This is a genomic window from Actinomadura barringtoniae, assembly GCF_017573505.1.
Taxonomy (GTDB): Bacteria; Actinomycetota; Actinomycetes; order Streptosporangiales; family Streptosporangiaceae; genus Spirillospora; species Spirillospora barringtoniae.
In genome coordinates this window covers 611,261-629,750 of record NZ_JAGEOJ010000003.1, presented here as the reverse complement: position 1 = coordinate 629,750, position 18,490 = coordinate 611,261, and the positions used below count along the sequence as shown (strand labels likewise).

Sequence of the window (18,490 nt, the reverse complement as noted above, 5' to 3'; positions counted from 1 at the left end):
GTGTGGTTCGTCACACCGCCATGCAGCAGTGGGCCGGCGAGCCCCTGAGGAGCGGCGGAGGCTCGATGCTCAGCGTGGTCGTCGACGACACGCGCGACCCTGCCTGGAACCTTGCCCTCGACGAGGCGCTGGCGCGCGGCGGCGAGCCGCTGCCGGTGCTGCGGATCTGGCAGAACGCCCCGAGCGTGGTGCTCGGCCGCTTCCAGGACGTCAGCCAGGCCGTCGACCTCACCGCATGCGCCCGCGACGGCGTCCGCGTCGTGCGGCGGGCGACCGGCGGCGGCGCCGTCTACACCGAGGCCGGCACCCTCAACGTCACGCTCGTCCGCTCCACCGGCTCCGCCTTCCCGGAGCACCGTTCCAGCGGCTCTGCCTTCCCGGAGCGCCGCTCCGCCGGCCCCGCCTCCGCAGACCCCCGTTCCGGGGCGCGGCCCGACCTCGATGTGCTCGTGGCCACGGCTGTCGAAGGGTTCGGCCTCCCGGCCGCCGCGCTCCGGAACGGGATCATCCAGGTGGCGCGGCTGCGGACCCGGCGTGTCACGCTCACCCACGCCGCCGTGCACGTCACGCCGCTCTGCGCGTACGGGCCCTGCTACGTGGCACCGGGTGAGGCCGGCGGCTATGTGGCGCCGGACGGCGCCCACGCGCGGCAGCGCACCCTGGCCGAGGCGGGGGTCGAGGTCACCCTGGACGCCGTACGCGCGGCGATCCTCTGCGCGGTGGTCGAGGAGTACGGGATCGCCTGCACCAGGCGGCCCAGCGCCGCCGAACGCGGCCTCCGCGATCACCTCTACGGAGTGCGGTACGGGGATGTGACCTGGCATCTCACCGGAGGTCTCCGCTCCCGGCAGGATTCGCGGGAGTTCACCGGGCGGTAGCCTGGAGTGACGGCCCGATTCAGCCGTGTGACCACGGGAGACCCTGGGAGTGCGGTGTGAATCGGTCAGACGGCACCAATGTGCAGACGGCGTGGACTAGACTGACCCGACCTTTGCGCCAGAGACCGGCTCGCTCTCAGTTCGAACGCCGGTCCGGCGAACGCCAGCCGAACGCACAGGCGACCACGCACTCAGCGAGCGGGAAGTATGCATTCACCAGGTCAGAAGAATTCCATTGCCGGAACGCTGCTCAAGGTCCTCGGCAGCAAGACCGAGCCGCCTTCCGTCCCCACCGCGGGCGACGGCGAGCTCGTCCAGCCCGCCGCGGGTGAGGGCGCCCTGGAGAACCACCTGGGCGGCGACGAGGCGCGCAACTACCGCAAGTACGAGTACGACATGGTCGCCCCGCACGTGGGGCGTTCGCTGCTGGAGATCGGCTCGGGCCTCGGGCACTTCTCCGAGCAGTTCGCCGGCCGCCTGGACTACCTGGCCGTGAGCGACAACGACCCCTACTGCGTGGGTGAGCTGCGCAACCGGTACGCCGACGACGGCGACGTCGAGGTGCTCGACCTCGAGCTGCCCGCCGAGATCGACATCCGGCAGAAGGTCGACACCGTCGTGATGATGAACGTCCTGGAGCACATCAAGGACGACGTCCAGGCGCTGCGCGACCTCGCCTCGGTCACCGCGCCCGGCGGCCGCATCGTCATCTGGGTGCCCGGCTACATGCAGCTGTACGGGGACTTCGACCGCAAGGTCGGCCACGTGACCCGCTACACGCCGACCACGCTGGGCAAGTCCGTGCGCGACGCGGGCCTGGTCCCCGAGGTGCTGAAGCCGATCAACTTCCTGGGCGGCATCGCCTGGTGGGCGGCGGTCCGCCGCGGCGGCGCCGGCTACCCGGACCCGCGCCTGGTCAAGATCTACGACCGTACGGTCATCCCGACCACCCGCGCGATCGAGCGCCTGGTCCGGCCCCCGTTCGGCCAGACCGTCTTCTGCGTCGCCCGCGTTCCCCAGTCTTAACGGCTTCAGCGATGTGAGCCGAGAGTAATCGGGCCCTCTCGGGTGGTGTTCACCTGGGTACGATGCACGTGAACCCCCGAAGCGCCGGTCGGGCGGGTGGACCGGCACGACCCCCGAGGCGGCCGTGGCGAGCGTTGCATTGGAACGGTCGGCGGGCAGGCTGCCCGCCGAGGTGACCCGATTCGTTGGACGACGGAGCGAGCTCGTCGAGGCTCGCAGGCTGCTCGAGGCGTCGCGGCTGGTGACGCTGACCGGGGCGAGCGGGGTCGGCAAGACCCGCCTGGCGCTGCGGCTGGCGGCCGACGCGCAGCGGTCGTACGCCGACGGGGTCTGGTTCGTGGACCTGTCGGCGCTGCGCGACGCGGAGCTGCTGGCGCACACGGTGGCCGAGGCGCTGCACGTGCCCGACCAGTCGGCGCGCGACCGGCTCGACATGCTCGCCGATCACCTGACCGACCGGCATCTGCTGCTGGTGCTCGACACGTGCGAGCACCTGGTCGACCCGTGCGCGATGCTCGCCGAGGTGCTGCTGCGCGCCTCGCCGCGGCTGCACATCCTGGCGACCAGCCGCGAGCCGCTGGACGTGCTGGGCGAGCACACGATGGTGCTCCCGCCGCTCAGCCTCCCCGCCGGACTCGACCAGTCCGGATCCGGCCAGGCCGGGCCCGCCGAGGCCATCGCGTCCTCGGACGCGGTCGCGCTGTTCGCCGACCGCGCCGCGGCGGTGGTCCCCGGGTTCACGCTGAACGAGTCGGAGCTCGCCGCGGTCGCCCGGCTGTGCACGCGGCTGGAGGGCATCCCGCTGGCGATCGAGCTGGCGGCCGTACGGCTGCGGGCGCTGTCGGTGGAGCAGCTGGTCGACCGGCTCGACGACCGGTTCCGGCTCCTCGGTACGCATCGCGCGCAGAGGGCCGGCGGGTCGCGCCACCAGACGCTGCGCGCCGCCGTTCAGTGGAGCCACGAGCTGTGCACGCCGCAGGAGGAGCTGCTGTGGGCGCGGCTCACGGTCTTCCCCGGCGGGTTCGACCTGGCGTCGGCCGAGTACGTCTGCGGTGACGACGAGCCCGACGGGCTGCCGTCCGACGCCGTCTACGAGACGCTGGCGCGGCTGGTCGAGAAGTCGATCGTGCTGCGCGAGGAGGGCGGCCGCCGCTACCGGATGCTCGACACGCTCCGCGAGTACGGCGGCGACCTGCTGACGGGCCTGGACGACGTCCCGCGGCTGCGGCGGCGCCACCGCGACTGGTTCCTGGGGCTGGCCGTCTACGCCGAGACCGAGGCGTTCGGCGCCGACCAGGCCGAGCGGCTGACCCGGCTGTCGCGCGAGCACGCCAACCTGCGCGCCGCGCTGGAGTTCTCGGTCGCCACGCCGGACGAGACGCCGCACGCGCTGCGGATGGCCGCCGCGCTCGCCACGTTCTGGTTCGCGTCCGGGCTGCTCGGCGAGGGCAGGCATTGGCTCGGCAAGGCCCTGGCCGCCGCGCCGGAGACCGGGCCGGAGGGCGAGCCGCAGCCCGGCCGCGTGCGCGCGCTGTGCCTGGCGGGCCTGCTCGCCGCGCTGCAGGGCGACCTCGAAGCCGCCGAACATTTCCAGGAGGACGCCGCGGAGCTGGCGAACTGTTCGTCCCTGGAACGTGCGTACACCGTCGAGCTCGCCGGGCTTGTCGCGTTCTTCCGTGGCGACCTGGAGGCCGCGCGGCCGCTGCTGGCCGAGCCGATGCCCGGCGGCGACATCTGGACGATGCTGCGGCTGCCGCTGCTGGCGGCACTGCACTGCCTCACCGGCGACGTCGACCGCGCGCTGGAGTACTGCGAGGAGTGCCGGGTCGTCAGCGAGGCCGCGGGCGACCAGTGGTGCCTGGCGTACGCGACCTGGGTGCGCGGGCTCGCGTACTGCTTCCGCGGCGAGAACACGGTGGCGAGCGGCGAGGCGCTGCGGGCGCTGCGCCTGATGCGCGCGCTGAACGACCGGCTCGGCGGCGCCATGGCGCTGGACCTGGCCGCGGGCTGCTCGGGCTTCAACGGCGCGCACGAACGTTCCGCCCGGCTGTTCGGCGCGGCCGACCGGCTGTGGACGACGGTCGGCGCGCCGATGTTCTTCGGCCCCGCCTACCTGGCGCTGCGCGACGTGGTGGTCGGCGAGGTCCGGGCGATGCTGGGGGAACGGTCGTGGCAGGTCTGCTACGACGAGGGCCGCCGGCTGAGCATCGACGAGGCCATGGACTACGCGCTCGACCAGCGCGACGCCGGCGGGCGCGACACCGACCCGTGGGAGCCGCTCACCCGCCGCGAACGCGAGATCGCCGCGCTGGTGGCCGAGGGGCTGTCCAACCGCGAGATCGCGCAGCGGCTGGTCATCGCCAAGCGGACGGTCGACTCCCACCTGGAGCACATCCTCGCCAAGCTGGAGATGGCCTCGCGCACGCAGATCGCCGCGTGGGTGGCCGAACGCCTGCGCCCCGCCTCCGGACCCGCCTCCCGACCCGCCCGAGACGCCTGACTCCACGGGTATGGGTATCCGTCCGAGTTGATTTAGGTACGCCTATCGGGATGTCTCCCGATGTCCTCAAGGCCCCGGAGCCGGAGACTGGTGAATGGCTGGACGGACCACGGGCCGCCTCTCCTCGCGGAGAAGTACCGCGCACTTCCGCGGGCCGTGGTCCCGAAGGTCAACCACTGAAGTTCCCGTGTGGTCCGACGATTCGGTGACGGGAGCCCGGGAGGGGAGGCTCCCGTCGCCGGATCCACACACCCCGTACACCCCGCGAGCACCCCGCACACACCCCGCCGGGCCGCGCAGGGGACCCTGTGGTCGTGTCGCCGGCGGGTGCGTCTCTGGCGCGACGCCCCGCCGGCGGCAACGCAGTACCTAGCCATACCTAGTGGCTCGTCGGTACATGCCGAGTGAACGGTCGGATTCGGCTCAGCGGTCGGCGAAGAGGCCCAGGCGGTGGGCGAGCGCGGCGGCCTCACCGCGACTGGAGACCTCCAGCTTGGTCAGGATGTTGGAGACGTGCACGCTGACCGTCTTCGCCGAGATGAACAGTTCCTCGGCGATCTCCCGGTTGCCCCGCCCCTCGGTGACCAGCCGCAGCACCTCGCGTTCGCGCGGCGTGAGCCCGAACGAGGTGTGCTCGCCGTTCCTCGGGGTCGCGGACGCCGTGGCCTGCTCGAACGGGATGCGGGCGCGGCGCGCGAGATCCTCGATCTGGGTGCGGAGCGGGCGGGCGCCGAGACCGTCGGCCAGGCTGGCTGCGATCTTCAGCCGTTCCGCCGCGCCCTCACGGTCGCCGTCGCCCGCCACCGCCTCGGCGGCGCGCAGCAGCGCGAGGGCCTGCGGGTACGGCTGTGACAGCCCGCCCCAGGCGCTCGCCGCCGCGTCCCAGGCGGGGGCGTCGAGCGCGCCTTCCGCGGCGGCGGCCTCGGCCGCGAACGTCGTGGCGTACGCACTGTTCAGTGCCCCGTCTGCCAGCGTGTGCGCGGCGACTTCGCGGAGCCGGGCGCGCAGTGCGACCGATCGTTCCAGCAGCGCATCGTCGCCCAGCACCGTGCCCGCCTCAGCGCAGGCGCGCATGCCCACCAGCAGCAACGGCCACAGATAGCGGCCCTTGACGTCCGGACGTTCCCGTACGGTCTCCTCGACCAGCTCCATTGCGCCGGCGACGTCCCCGGTGGCCAGCCGGTAGCGCGTGAGAAGCAGCCGCGGCGGCATGGTCTCCTGCGGGACCGTGAACCCGCTGCGCGCCGAGGGCGGCATCAGCTCCAGAGACCGCTCGACGGCCGCCAGGTCGCCCCGTGCCAGCGCGATCGTGCCCTGATGAATGAGCAGGAAGCCGTGGAGCGCGGGCGCGGGATTGATCGACAGGCTCTCGTCGGCGACCGCCAGGGCCTCGTCCCACCGTCCCAGGGAGACCAGGGACTCGGTCAGGTTGCCGGCCAGGAAGGGGCCGTTCAGCCTCGCCCGGCCGACCTCCTTGGCGATCTCCCAGCCCTTCGCGGCGACCTCGGCGGCCTCCGCGGACGCGCCGGCGGCCTCCAGCGTGTCGGAGAGGTTGGTGCGGCTGCGCAACACGGTCTCCGCGTGGCCGAGTTCCGCCCCGCGCCGCTGGACCTCGTGCAGGGTGCGGCGGGTCCCGTCCAGGTCGCCCGCGCCCTCCTTGGTGGCGAGCGTCGCCAGGCTGATCGTGACGTCGAGCTCGATCTCCTCCTCGCCGAGCTCGCGGGCCAGCTCGAGGGCCTCTCTGGCGAACTCGGACCCCTCAGCGATCTCATGGTGGAGCTGCAACGTCACCGAGATGCGGTCGAGCACGCGGGCGCGGATCGCCGTCGGCCGGGCGGCCAGCCGTTCGGCCTCGCGCAGGTCGTCCAGCTCTCCGGTCAGCCCCTTGAGGCCCTTCAGACGGCCGCGCCACGCGAGCAGCATCGCCACCCGATCCGGGTCCTGCGCCGGATCCAGTTCCGCCAGCGCCGCACGGACGAAGGACAGGCCGTTGTGGGCCTCGCCGCACGCGTGCGCGGCCTCGATGGCGATCTCCAGGACGCCGACCTGGTCGTGGCCGGTGCGTTCGGGCGCGTCCTCGACCCGGTCCCACAGCTCCAGCACCCGTTCCAGCATCTGGACCTGCTCGGAGTAGGCCAGCGCGGACTCGGACTCGGCGGCGGCCTTCCAGGCGGCCGAGAGCGCCTTCTCGTTGTCGTGCGCGGAGTGCCAGTGCAGCGCGAGCGCCGCCGACGAGCCGGGCCCGCCCTGGGCGCACAGCTCGGGGTCGCGCTCCAGCGCCTCGGCGTAGGTACGGTGGATGCGGCCGTGCTCGCCGGGCAGCAGGTCCTCGTGCACGGCCTCGCTGATCAGCGCGTGCCGGAACCGGTAGCCCTGGGAGTCGGCGACCAGGATGTTGCCGTCGACGGCGGGCCGCAGCGCCTCGCTCAGCCGCTGGTCGTCCAGGCCGGTCACCCGGAGCAGCAGCTCGTGGCCGATCGAGTCGGTGGCGACCGACGCGCTCGCCACCCGCAGGACCTCCTGGGTCTCCTCGGGGAGGCGGTTGACGCCCACCAGCAGCAGGTCGCGCAGCGACTCGGGAACGCCCATGCCCGAGGCGTCGGCGTAGTCGGTCATGGCCTCGACGAACAGCGGGATGCCGCCGCTGCGCCCGTACACCAGCTCGGTCAGCTCGGGTTTCGGTGAGCTGCCGAGGATCCCGGCGAGCTGCCCGGCGACCTCGCCGAGGCTGAGGCGCGGCAGCTCGAGCCGGGACACGCCCTCGGCCCGGCTCAGATCGGCCAGGACGGGGCGGAGCGGATGGGTGCGGTGCAGGTCGTCGGAGCGGTAGCTGATCAGCAGCATCAGCGGGCCGTGGCGCAGGTTGCGCGCGAGGAAGACCAGCAGGTCACGGGTGGAACGGTCGGCCCAGTGCGCGTCCTCGACGATCAGCAGCAGCGGCTCGCGGGTGGCGAGGCGTTCCAGCAGCGTCAGCATCTGCTCGAACAGCCGCGCCCGCGCGGTCGCGGGATCGGAGTCGGCCGGGGCCTCGCCGAGACCGGGCAGCAGGCGCGCCAGGTCGCGGGTGGTGCCGCCGGGCATCAGCGCGGCCACGCCGTCCTCGCCGATCTCCCGGATCAGCTGGCGGAGGGCGGCGGTGAACGGGGCGTACGGCAGACCGGCCGAGCTCAGCTCCATGCAGCCCCCGGCCAGCACGCGGGCGCCCTCGCCCACGCGCGCGGCGAACTCGTTCGCCAGCCGCGTCTTGCCGCCGCCGGCCTCGCCCGCCAGCAGCACGATGGCGGGCGCCTCGGTACGGGCCGACTCGAAGGTCTCCAGGAGCGTGCCGAGCTCGGCTTCGCGTCCGGCGAAGATCGGGCTGACCTGGCTCGTCATGAAGTCCAGTATGGGGTAAGGAGCGTCTTTGCTCATGATGCGTGCCGGTTCCGCGGCCGGGGTCTCAGGCGGCGATCCGGCGGACCGGGTTGCGCAGCAGGTGACGGACCCGGCGGGAGCGCTGCGCCTCCTGGACGAGCGTCTTCACGTGGTCGGCGGCGATCTGGCGGGTGATGTCGGCGTGCATGGCGTGCTCCTCAGGTCGATGCGGGCTGTCGGGCTGTGGGGCCTTCCGGCTTCCGGGCCTTTCGGCTTCCGGGGCCTTCCGGCTTCCTTCCGACACCCTCAACATTCGTCCTAAGGCGCCACCCCTCACATCGGGCGCATGCCTTATCTCGGCGCCCGGGCCCTTACCTAGACCCTCGATCACGTACCTAGACCCTCGGCCACGCCTTAGGAGGCGGGGGCGAAGAGGGCCAGTCGGTGGGCGGTGGCGGCGGCCTCACCGCGGCTGGAGACCTCCAGCTTGGTCAGGATGTTGGAGACGTGCACGCTGGCGGTCTTGATCGAGATGAACAGCGCCTCGGCGATCTCGCGGTTGCTGTGCCCGTCCGCGACCAGCCGCAGCACCTCCAGCTCGCGGGGCGTGAGGCCGAACGAGGGCACGGCGGAGCGGCCGGCGGTGCTTGAATCGGCACCCGCACCCGCACCCGCGCCTCCGCCGAAGGGGATGCGGGCGCGGCGGCACAGGTCCTCGATCTGCGCGCACAGCGGCTTGGCGTCCAGCGCACCGGCGATCTTGATGGCGCGGTGGAGGCGTTCGGCGGCGGCCTCCCGGTCGCCCGCCGCGATCGCGGCCTCGGCGGCACGGGTCAGCGCCTCGGCCTGCCAGTACTGCTGGCCGAGCGCCGTGCGGGCCTCCGCCACGGCGTCCCAGGCGGCCCGGTCGGGCTCGCCGCGTGCCTCGGCCATCGCGGCCTCGAACGCCAGGCGGTGCGCCTCCTGCGCCGGGCCGAGCACCTTCGTCTCGGCCGCACGGGCCGCGACCTGCGGAAGCGCGGGCGAGCCGTTGATCATCGCGCCGTCGCCCAGCTCCGCGCAGGCGGTGGCGGCCAGCACCAGGACCGGCCAGGCGTAGCGGCTGTCGTCGGGGAGCCCGGTCGTCGGCAGCACGGGGGCCGCCGCCGCGAGCGCCTCCACGTACCGTCCCTGAGCCAGCCGGACCATGACCTCGAGCCGCTGCGTCGCGAAGTAGTCCTGGGTCTTGAGCCACCTCATCTTGAGGTCCATGGTCTCCTGCGACGCCGAGAGGCGCCGTTCGGCGTCCTCCAGGTCGCCCCGGGCCAGGGACAGCTCGCCGAGCAGCACCAGGAGCGAGGTCCTGATCGTGATGGGCGGGTCCTGGTCGAGCGCCTGGTGCAGAACGTTCAGCGCCTCGTCCCAGCGGCCGAGCGACACCAGCGGCTCGCCGAGGTTGATGCCGAGGAAGGTGCCCTGCGTGCGCAGCACGCCGAACTCCCGGGCCTTGGCGATGCCCGCGCGGGCCACCTCGGCCGCCTCGGCGTGCCGCCCCGAGCCCTCCAGGAAGTGCGACCTGATCACGGCGGCGCGGAGCAGGGAGCGGTGGTTGCCGGAACGTTCGGCGGTGCGCTCCACGTCCACGAGCAACCGGCCGTCCTGGTCGTAGTCGATCTCGACGCAGAACAGCGTGGTGAGCGCGTCGCTCTCGGCCGTCGCGTCGCCGAGCTCGCGCGCGATCTTCAACGACTCGGTGGCGGCCTCGCGGGCGTCGTCGGTATCGGTGGTGAGCCGCACGTACTGCGCCAGCGTGGCGAGCGTGCGCGCCCGGAGCGCGCTCGGCGGCTCGGCGGGCAGCAGCCGTACGGCCTCGCGCAGGTCCTCGATGAACCCGGGCCGCGCCACCTGGTAGTGCATCCGCCCGCGCAGCTCCAACAACACCGCCCGCCGCGAGTCCCTCGCCGCCGTGTGAGCGGCCTCGGCCTCGGCAGCGTCGGCTCCGGCAGCGTCGGCTCCGGCTGCGGCCCCGGCTGCGTCGGCTCCGGCTGCGTCGGCTCCGGCTGCGGCCTGCGCGGCGGCGGCCTGCGTTGAGGCGGCTCCGAGGGCGGTCGGCCGGGCGTCGAGTTCGCGTACGGCGGCGGTGGCCAGTTTGATGCCGCGTTCGTACTCGCCGGCGTGGTCGGCGGCGGTCGCGGCCTGCTCCAGGACGTCGAGATGCTCGGCGCCGATCCGTTCGGCCGCGTCCGGAACCCGGTCCCACAGCTCCAGCACGCGCGACAGCATCGTCAGGCACTCGGCGTAGGCGACGGCCTTGCGGGCGTCGCCCGCCGCGCGCCACGAGCTGACCAGCGCCCAGGTGGCGTCGTGTGCCGCGTTCCAGTGGTGGCTGAGCTCCACCCACAGCCGCCCAGGCGGAACGAGGCTCGCGTCGTTCTCCAGGGCCTCGGCGTAGCGGGTGTGCAGGCGGGTGTGCTCGCCGGGCAGCAGGTCGTCGTGCAGCGCCTCGCGGATCAGGGCGTGCCGGAACGCGTAGCCGTCGCCGTCCACGACCAGCACGTTCGCGGCGACCGCGGGTCGCAGGACCCGGGTCAGCGCGGAGTCGTCCAGCCCGGACACGGCCGCGAGCAGCGCGTGCTCGATGCGGGTGCCGCCGCCGCTGGCGTCGCGCAGGGCCTCCTGCGTCTCCTCCGGCAGCCGCTGGACCCCGGCCAGCATCAGGTCGCGCAGCGATTCGGGGATCTCGCAGGCCAGCGTGCCGTCGCTGTCGAGCAGCGCCTCGATGAACAGCGGGTTGCCCTCGCTGCGGGCATGGATGCGGTCGACCAGCTCGCCCGCCGGCGCCTGCCCCAGGATCCCGGCGGCCAGCTCGGCGACCTCGCCGCGCGACAGCCGGGTGAGCTCCAGCCGCCGTACGCGATCGACCCGGTCCAGCTCGGCCAGCAGCGGGCGCAGGGGATGGGTGCGGTGGAGCTCGTCCACGCGGTAGGTGACCAGGATCAGCAGCGGCGCCGTGCCGGCGTTGCGGATCAGGAAGGACAGCAGGTCACGGGTGGAACGGTCGGCCCAGTGGGCGTCCTCGATCACCAGGACCACCGGGCGGCTCTCGGCGAGGCGTTCCAGCAGCGTGAGCACCAGCTCGAACAGCCGCGCCCGCTCCTCGCCCGACGCCGCGTCCGTCTCCGGCTCGCCGAACTCGGGCAGCAGCCTGGCCAGGCCGCCGGTGTCGCCGCGCGGCAGCAACTCGGCGACGCCCTCGATCCCGATGTCGCGGACCAGCCCCCGCAGGACGGTGGTGAACGGGGCGAACGGCAGGCCGTCCGATCCCAGCTCCAGGCAGCCGCCGACCAGCAGGCGTCCCGTGTCGCGCACGCACTGCGAGAACTCCCGGACCAGCCGGGTCTTGCCCAGCCCGGCCTCGCCGCCGACCAGAACGGCCCCGGGGGCGGCCCTGAGGGCGTCCTCCAGATAACCGAGCTCGGTCGTACGGCCCACCAGGACGGGACTGATCGTGCGAGCGCTCACGCCGTCCAGCATGCCAAATGAATCTGACAAAACCGCACGAATATTCCCTCCATGAAGCCTCGGTGAGGCTCAGGTAAGCCATCCTTGGCCACGGTGTTCGTCCAGTTCGGCGATCACGCCGGGGGCCAGGGGCGGGTGATCGACCGTCCGGACCGGGCTTCCCTCGACGACGCCCCGCATCCGGAAGTGGTCAAGGTCGATCATCTCGTCCCGGCTCAGCACCGGCGCGACGGGCGCTCCGGCCGCGTTCAGCCGTTCCAGGGCCTCCTCGCGCGTCAGCCCACCGATCACCCCCGCGATCGCCTCGTCCAGCTCTCGGACGCGCCCGAGCCGTTCAAGGAACGGCACGCCCGCGAACTCGCCCAGCCCCAGCGCCTCGCAGGAAGCGGCCCACAGCCGTTCCTCCGAGACGACGCCCAGCGTGATCTTGTGCCCGTCCTTGGTCGGGTAGACCCCGTACCCCGCGACCGGCCCGGCCCCCGTGCGCTGCTTGGCCGTCGGGACCGTACCGACCCAGTTGGCCAGCACATCGGCCATCCCCAGGTCGATCCGGTCGCCCACCCCGCCGGCCCGCGCCTTCAGAACGCCCGCCGTGATCGCGAACGCCGCCATCGTGGCCGCCGACATGTCCGCCACGGGCAGCTCGTCCGCGTCCGGCGAGACCGCGTCCTCGGTCATGGCCGCCGCGTACGCCCGGTAGTTGATGTCATGCCCGGGGACCATGGCCAGCGGCCCCTCCGCCCCGTACCCCGAGATCGAGCAGTAGACGAGCCGCGGGTTGAGCGCCCGGACCACCTCATGCCCCACCCCCAGCCGGTCGGCGACGCCAGGCCGAAAGCCCTCCACGAAGACCTCGGCGCCCTCGGCCAGCTCCAGGCACCGAGCCCGCCCCTCCGCGTCCTTCAGGTCGAGCTCGACGCTTCGCTTGTGCTGGTTGAGCAGGTCGAAGTGGCTCCGGAACATCCGCATCGGCTCACCGCCGGGCGGCTCCACCTTGATCACGTCCGCCCCCAGCTGGGCGAGCAGCTGCGTCGCGTACGGCCCGGGCCGCCACATCGTCAGGTCCAGCACCCGAAGCCCGTCCAGCAGCCCCATCGCACCCCTCCCAGATCCCACACCCGCCCCCACCCTGCCGTCAGGTCGAGGCGCCGGTCAAGCGAGCGCTTGCTCGATCGACCGCCTCGTACGATCTACCGCGATCCCGACCTACCGCGATCCCGACGGCAACGAGGTCTCCCTCGGCGGTGCGCCCCGGACCGAGCCCTGGTCCGTCACGGCTTGAGGAGGATCTTGCCGCGGGTGTGGCGCTTCTCCAGCTCCCGGAACGCGTCCTGGACCTGGGCCAGCGGGTAGGTCGCGGCGATCGGGACCCGCAGGTCGCCGGCCTTGATGAGGTCGGCCAGCTCGGCGACGACCTTGATTTCGGCCGCCTCGGCGTTGCCGTGCGCCTTCACGCCGTGCTCGGCCGCGGCTGCGCGGTCGATGGTGTTGATCCGGTCGCGGTCGACGCCGAGCTCCAGCGCGAGCTCGGTGTAGCCGCCGAAGTTGTCGACGAACGCGTCCACGTCCCCGACTGCGGCCTTGATGCGTTCGGCGACGCCCTCGCCATAGGTGACGGGGATCGCGCCGACGTCGCGGAGCCACTGGTGATGCCGCTCGCTCGCCAGGCCCACCACGGTGGCGCCCGCGCGGACGGCCAGCTGGACGGCGAACGTTCCGACGCCGCCGGCCGCCGCGGTGATCACAATCGTGTCGCCGGGCTCCACGCCGACCGCGCGCAGTTCGGCGTACGCGGTGGTGCCCGCGACGTAGAGCGTGGCGGCCTGCTCCGCCGGCACCTCCGGCGGGCGGATCGCTAGGTTGCCCGCCTCGACCAGGACGTACTCGGCGTGGCTGCCGCGGTCGTCGGTGAACCCGTACACCTCGTCGCCCGTGGTGAGGCCCTCGACGCCCGCGCCGACCTCGGCCACCGTTCCGGCCAGGTCACTGCCCTGACCGGACGGGAAGTTCGCCGGCCAGATCGCGTGGAGGATCCCGGTGCGGATCGACATCTCGCCCGGGTTGACGGATGCCGCCGCCACCTTCACCAGCACCTGCCCCGCACCGGGCACCGGCCGCTCCACGTCGTCGACCCGCAGGACCTCGATCTCGCCGTACTCGTCGAACCGAACGGCCTTCATCGTGCTCATGTCGATCTCCCTGATCCGCGGGGTGGATTCCCGCACGCAGATCACGGTGCCAACCGTTCGCGGAACCCGAAATCGGACCGCTCTGCCTAGGATCGCCGATCCCTGCCTCGCCGTTCTCAGGACTCGGCCTCGCACAGAGCGGTCTCGACGGCCGCCTTCACGTCGTCGTCCTGGGCGTCCGTACCGCCCGGGTCGAGGTTCACCATGACCGTCGCCTGCCTGCCGTCGGTCGTGACGCCGCCCATCGATTGGTAGCCGAGGACGTCGCCGCTGTGGCCCCAGTACACGCCGCCGCAGGGCAGCGGGTTGCTCTCCAGCCCCAGCCCGTACGCCCGCCCGCTGGATCCGTCGCCGTCGCTGGATCCGTCGCTGGATCCGTCGTTGGAGCCGTCGTCGGTCGAGCGGGTCCGCATCATCTCCCGCAGCTGGGCCGGGCGCAGCAGCTTGCCGCGTACGAGCGCGGCCATGAAGTGGTTGAGGTCGGTGGCGCTGGAGATCATGCCCCCGGCCGCGCCCGCGACCGTGGGGTTGATCGCGGTGATGTCGATGAGCGGCGCGTTCGCGCCCGGCCGCGCGTACCCGCGCGGGTGCGGCCCGGGGATCACCGAGGAGTCGCCCGGCACGTACGTCTCGCGCAGCTTGAGCGGCTTGATGATGCGGTGGCGGATCTCCTGGCCGTACGAGTGGCCGGTCACCTTCTCGATGAGCATGCCCGCGAGCAGGTAGTTGGTGTTGGAGTAGTGCCAGCCGTCGCCGGGCTTGAAGTCCCGCTTGTGGGCGAGCGCGACCTTCACCATGTCGCGGGTGTCGTGGTGGGCGAGCGGGTCCTGGATGACGTCCTGCGGCTTGATGTACTTGAGGTAGTCGGGCAGGCCGCTGGTGTGCTGCAGCAGCTGCCGAACACTGATCTCCCGCCCGTCGTTGTCGGCCCCGCGGATGACGCCCGGCAGGTAGCGCTCGACGGGCGCGTCCAGCGAGACGCGGTGCTCGCCCACCAGCTGCAGCACGGTCGTCGCGACGAACATCTTGGACATGCTGCCGATCCGGAACGTGCTGTCCCCGCGTACCGGCGCCTGGCTCTTCACGTCCGCGACGCCGCTGGTCAGCACCGCACTCCCGCGCCGGTCACGCACCTGAACGAGCGCACCGGGCCCGCCGTCCACCGTGGTCAGCCGCGTCATCACCTCCCGCAACCGCTCGTGCCCGGCGCTCGTGGACGTGGTGCCCGCCGCAGCGACAGATCCGGCGGCGAGCGAACCCGCGACCGCCACGGCCAGGACGAACGCGCCCTTGGACGCCCGCTGATGCTTGAACACGTGTGCTCCCTTGATCGGTAAGCCATCACGCTAAAGATCACTGACCCCGCCACGCGTCACCCGCGCGAGCCAGACTCCCCGTCCCCCCAAAGGCTCAGGGCCGTCAGACCTGGTGGTCTGACGGCCCTGTTCGGCCGGTTCACGGTCAGAGGCTGCGAGCGACGATGTCGCCGACCGAGGTGGTGGCCTGGATGGTGAGCTGGCTGGTGCCGTCGTTCTTGAGCGTGTTGTGGACGCGGCCGCTGCTGGTGCTGGCGTCCAGCGAGGCCGAGACCCCGGTGGCGGCGCCGACCGAGATCTCACCGGCCTGCGTGGTCAGCACCAGCGCTCCACCCGTGGCCTCGGCGATGCGGATGTCACCCTTGCTGGTCGTGATCGTGGCGGCCCCGCTGAGACGCCCGACCTGCACGTCACCGGCCTGCACGGTCAGCTGGGCGTCGCCGGTCTCATCGAACGCGAGCTGCCCGTGCGCGGCCTCGAAGCTGACCTCGCCGAGCGGCCCGGTGCTGTGGACGTCGGCGCTGGCAACCTTGCCCTGGACGGCCGACCCGGCGGGCAGGTGCACGGTGACCTGGACGGCGCCGGAGGGGCCCATCAGCTGGTTCTTGGCCGCGGTCTGGATCCGCAGGATGCCGTCGCGGAAGTCGACGCTGGTCTGCTCGGTGGCCTTCACATCGCGGCTCTTGGAAGCGTCCGCGGGCTGAACTTCGACGGTGGCGTCGGCGCGGTCGGCGGCGGTGAGCTGGATCTGGCCGGCGGGGATGTCCAGGACGGTGGTGATCGAGGCGGTGGCGGCGAAGGTCTGCATCGTGGTCTCCTGCGTTCGTGTTCCTCGTTGTTTCGAACAACGCAAACGCTACGTTGCATTCCAAATCTATGCAACAGACTCGTTGCTTTAAATATGCATACGTGCAGCTCACGGCTGAAAAAGTGTTGCAATGTCCCTGAAACTCAATGCAATGAGCCTAGGCGAGGCTTTGCAATGGATTGAGAGTTAACGCTATGGGGTGAGGTCCTGCCGCTGCGCGGCTGGCGTTGACTCGGTGTCCAATTCGACGGACGCTGGGCGTGGGTGACCTTGGCGGGCGGGCAGTTCTGCCTGGTCAGACGCGTGGAGGTGGTTGCGATTCGGTTCGGGCTGTTCTACGAGCCGCGCACACGCACGACACCGCTTTGGCGCAAGAGGTGCTAGCTGCGGCTGGTGGCACCAGCCGGACCGCGGTCGTGATGGCGACGGTGAACGGCGACTAATTCATCGTGCGCAGTGCGCTTTCGGCGAAGTTTTGAACTTCAGGGTCAGACAATGTAGCGGCATACTCGAGAAGAGGCCTACGCCCCGAGGGGCTTCGCGCCGCAGCCGCCACCGCAATTCGACGGTCAATTGAAGAACTGCTGGACAACTTGTTCTTTATTTCTTTATCGGCCTCGTGATTGTCTGAGATACTGGCAAGCCAGGAAACGGGAGAGGAAAGACTTCCGTCGCGCAAATAGGGGAGGCTGCTCTCCAGTTGCGCTGTCGTAGCTCCCGAGAGGAAGTTCATGACTTCCCATCTCACTTGTGGCGTCGGATCGGCAATCAGGCTAAAAGCTTGGGCGATGATGCGGCCGTCCCCCGGGCCGGCAGCCGCATGCACCGCCTCAATTGCCCAGAAGCGGGCGCGATGTGACCGGTGGCTCAAGAGGAAGGCAATTGACTGCAAATAGGGCGAGGATTTGGAGCCCAGCTCCGAAAAGATCCATGATGCCGAGTCGACAAGGAAGTCCTTGTCGCTGTCCATCAATGATTGCAGACTTTCCGGCGAGTATCCGCCGAATATTTCCCTGAGCAGGGCGTATGAGAGGCGACCGGCTTCCTCGCCATCCTCGGGAATCTCAAGCAGCTCGCCTATGATTTCGTCTCCAGTTGCCATTCCTGTGTCTCTTTCTAGGTGCCGCCCAGCTCTTTCTTGATCTGACGAAGAAGCCGCAACTCCTGGGCGAGTCTAAGTGCATGTCTATAGTCTATGCCGAGCTGATCATTCACTTCTTGACGCTTCTTTATACTGATCTCCAACTCGCTCTCCAATTGCTCGAGATCCTCTTCAGTCCAATGGCTTGGAATGAGGTCAGGGATATCTCCGTGCACCTTTCCGGTGCTGTCCAGGGCTGGGACGTCGTCTTCGTTCAGAGCCCAAACTATGTTGCCCGGGCGGCCGCTTCCATCACCTTTCAGGCCATCGAGTTCTGCATCAAGGATGCGGAGGTTGGGAGTGTCGGCGACACCGGTGGCGACCGAGGTGATGAGGTTGGAGGCCAGCGCTCCCGCGGTGATCACGCTGACGGTCTGGAGGAGTCTGGTCGCAGTGGCGGCGAGCGCCGCGCGGATGGTGGCTGCTTCGACGATGATTCCGATGGGGTTGGATACCGCGTCGCTTGCCTTGGTTTGGCCGTCGAGTACGGCGTTGCCGTACTCGCGGCAGGCCCTGGATATGCCATCGCAGAGGTTGGGCAGCGCCTCCAGCAAGGTGGAGGGGAAGCAGTCCTGGTAGATCCGGTCCCAGTAGCCGCCGAACGCGTCGATGTCAGGGGCGTCGCTTTGGTCTGTGACTCGCTTGAGGTCGGCGGCGAGTCGGCCACGTACCTCGATGAGCGATGTGTGGGCGGCCTGCCAGGCGTCGGCGGCGCGCAGGAGGGACCATGGGTCGCCGGTCGGCCAGTATTTGTCAAGGTCGAGTGGGTCAAAATGGAGGCCGGTCAGATTCTCCAGGAGTGACTTGGGCGGAGAAGCGCCCGGTCCTGTGACCGGTGGGGGCGGCAGGATGTTGAGGGGGCCGGCCGCTTCGAGGCCCACGAACTGGCGGAAGGTCGGCACCGAGTTCGGCTGTTGCGGGAACGGCGACGGGCCGCTGATCATCGAGCGGCGGTCGGCCTTGGTGTGGTTCTTCACCGTCTGCGTGAGGCCTCGTGACATGTCGCCGACCGACCGGTGGAGTGTGGCTAGACCGCCCCAGGCGGCTTCTGCGGCGTGGCTGTAGGCGGGGGCGAACTTGGCTGCGGCGGCGTCTTTGCCGGGGTTGCCCGCCATGCCGTTGGTGGGTGTCAGTGCTCCGGCGAGGGTGCTCCAGGTCTGGCCGAATCTGTTCTGCGCGCCGGCGACGTTGCTGGCCGCCGTTTGCACCAGGTCAGTGTCGATCCAGACCCGGCTCAACCCGACCACATCCGCACGTTGGTGCTGCTGGAACTGCGGAAGTTGAGGTGAGCCCGTGCGATCGCCCGGTGCAGCCGGGCGAGCTCGGCGTGCAGGTCACGGGCGGACTTGTCCCATCGATCACGCGCTTTGGCATAGGCGCGGCGGGCGTCGCCATCCCACTCGGCCAGCGACTGCTCGAGGTCGCCCTCCAGGTTGTCCAGCACGGTCTCGAGTCGTTGCAGGGCTCGCTCAAAATCCCGTTCAGCCTCACGGAACGCAGCGAACTCCGCTTGGATCAACACCATCGGATCCTCCCGTGGCGTGCAATGCAGCCGCGTGGGCAAGCGAACTCGCGCCTGTGTCATGAGTCAAGGCAGCAGTCCGAAAAGGCTCGCTAATCGCCCTCTGCAACCCGAGCCACGGCGGATCCCTCCTGGCAGGGCTCGTTGCAGCGCCGGGGGCGTGCAGACCTCAAGGAGAAAGCTGGAGTGGTCGGCGATCACGATCGGTGCGTGCGGCCGACCATGCTCAGCGGTCGGTAACGTCCACAGTGGCGG

13 protein-coding genes are annotated in these 18,490 nt (G+C 70.9%); 3 read left to right on the top strand and 10 right to left on the bottom strand.

The features are described 5' to 3' along the window. Positions 1-2: 2 nt before the first annotated feature. The 3 genes from J4573_RS09725 to J4573_RS09715 all read left to right on the top strand — a co-directional run bounded on the left by J4573_RS09725 (position 3) and on the right by J4573_RS09715 (position 4,404). On the top strand, positions 3-878 hold the full coding sequence (locus J4573_RS09725) for a lipoate--protein ligase family protein (protein WP_208254939.1): 876 nt from the start codon (positions 3-5) through the stop codon (positions 876-878). 207 nt (positions 879-1,085) lie between these two features. Continuing rightward, the gene (locus J4573_RS09720) at positions 1,086-1,904 is read left to right on the top strand and encodes a class I SAM-dependent methyltransferase (protein ID WP_243772681.1); all 819 of its coding nucleotides are present in this window, start codon (positions 1,086-1,088) and stop codon (positions 1,902-1,904) included. Positions 1,905-2,028: 124 nt separating this feature from the next. After that, positions 2,029-4,404, top strand: a complete 2,376-nt coding sequence (locus J4573_RS09715) for an ATP-binding protein (protein ID WP_208254938.1) — start codon at positions 2,029-2,031, stop codon at positions 4,402-4,404. Between the two features lie 423 nt (positions 4,405-4,827). Here the strand turns inward: J4573_RS09715 and J4573_RS09710 are convergent, their stop codons facing one another. From J4573_RS09710 to J4573_RS09670, 10 genes are all read right to left on the bottom strand, one after another. Next, complete coding sequence (locus J4573_RS09710; RefSeq protein ID WP_208254937.1) at positions 4,828-7,779, bottom strand: helix-turn-helix transcriptional regulator; 2,952 nt, start codon at positions 7,777-7,779, stop codon at positions 4,828-4,830. A 64-nt stretch (positions 7,780-7,843) separates the two neighbouring features. Then, positions 7,844-7,966: a hypothetical protein gene (locus J4573_RS55215; RefSeq protein WP_279575392.1), complete on the bottom strand. Its 123-nt coding sequence runs from the start codon at positions 7,964-7,966 to the stop codon at positions 7,844-7,846. Between the two features lie 206 nt (positions 7,967-8,172). Then, complete coding sequence (locus J4573_RS55210) at positions 8,173-11,259, bottom strand: helix-turn-helix transcriptional regulator (protein WP_307796573.1); 3,087 nt, start codon at positions 11,257-11,259, stop codon at positions 8,173-8,175. A 69-nt stretch (positions 11,260-11,328) separates the two neighbouring features. Next, positions 11,329-12,354, bottom strand: a complete 1,026-nt coding sequence (locus J4573_RS09700; RefSeq protein ID WP_208254935.1) for a CaiB/BaiF CoA transferase family protein — start codon at positions 12,352-12,354, stop codon at positions 11,329-11,331. A gap of 176 nt (positions 12,355-12,530) precedes the next feature. Beyond that, positions 12,531-13,448: an NADP-dependent oxidoreductase gene (locus J4573_RS09695; protein ID WP_243772680.1), complete on the bottom strand. Its 918-nt coding sequence runs from the start codon at positions 13,446-13,448 to the stop codon at positions 12,531-12,533. A gap of 116 nt (positions 13,449-13,564) precedes the next feature. Next, positions 13,565-14,764: a serine hydrolase domain-containing protein gene (locus J4573_RS09690; RefSeq protein ID WP_208254934.1), complete on the bottom strand. Its 1,200-nt coding sequence runs from the start codon at positions 14,762-14,764 to the stop codon at positions 13,565-13,567. Positions 14,765-14,909: 145 nt separating this feature from the next. Continuing rightward, positions 14,910-15,572 carry a DUF4097 family beta strand repeat-containing protein gene (locus tag J4573_RS09685; RefSeq protein ID WP_208254933.1) on the bottom strand — a complete coding sequence of 221 codons (663 nt, stop codon included), beginning with the start codon at positions 15,570-15,572 and terminating at the stop codon, positions 14,910-14,912. A gap of 439 nt (positions 15,573-16,011) precedes the next feature. Further along, a complete protein-coding gene (locus tag J4573_RS09680; RefSeq protein ID WP_208254932.1) occupies positions 16,012-16,674 on the bottom strand; it encodes a hypothetical protein in 663 nt (220 codons plus the stop codon). 14 nt (positions 16,675-16,688) lie between these two features. Continuing rightward, positions 16,689-17,960, bottom strand: a complete 1,272-nt coding sequence (locus J4573_RS09675; protein ID WP_208254931.1) for a WXG100-like domain-containing protein — start codon at positions 17,958-17,960, stop codon at positions 16,689-16,691. Further along, positions 17,948-18,238, bottom strand: coding sequence for a WXG100 family type VII secretion target (locus J4573_RS09670; protein WP_208254930.1), 291 nt, complete (start codon positions 18,236-18,238; stop codon positions 17,948-17,950). The genes J4573_RS09675 and J4573_RS09670 overlap by 13 nt, the downstream gene beginning before the upstream one ends. Between the last annotated feature and the right edge of the window lie 252 nt (positions 18,239-18,490).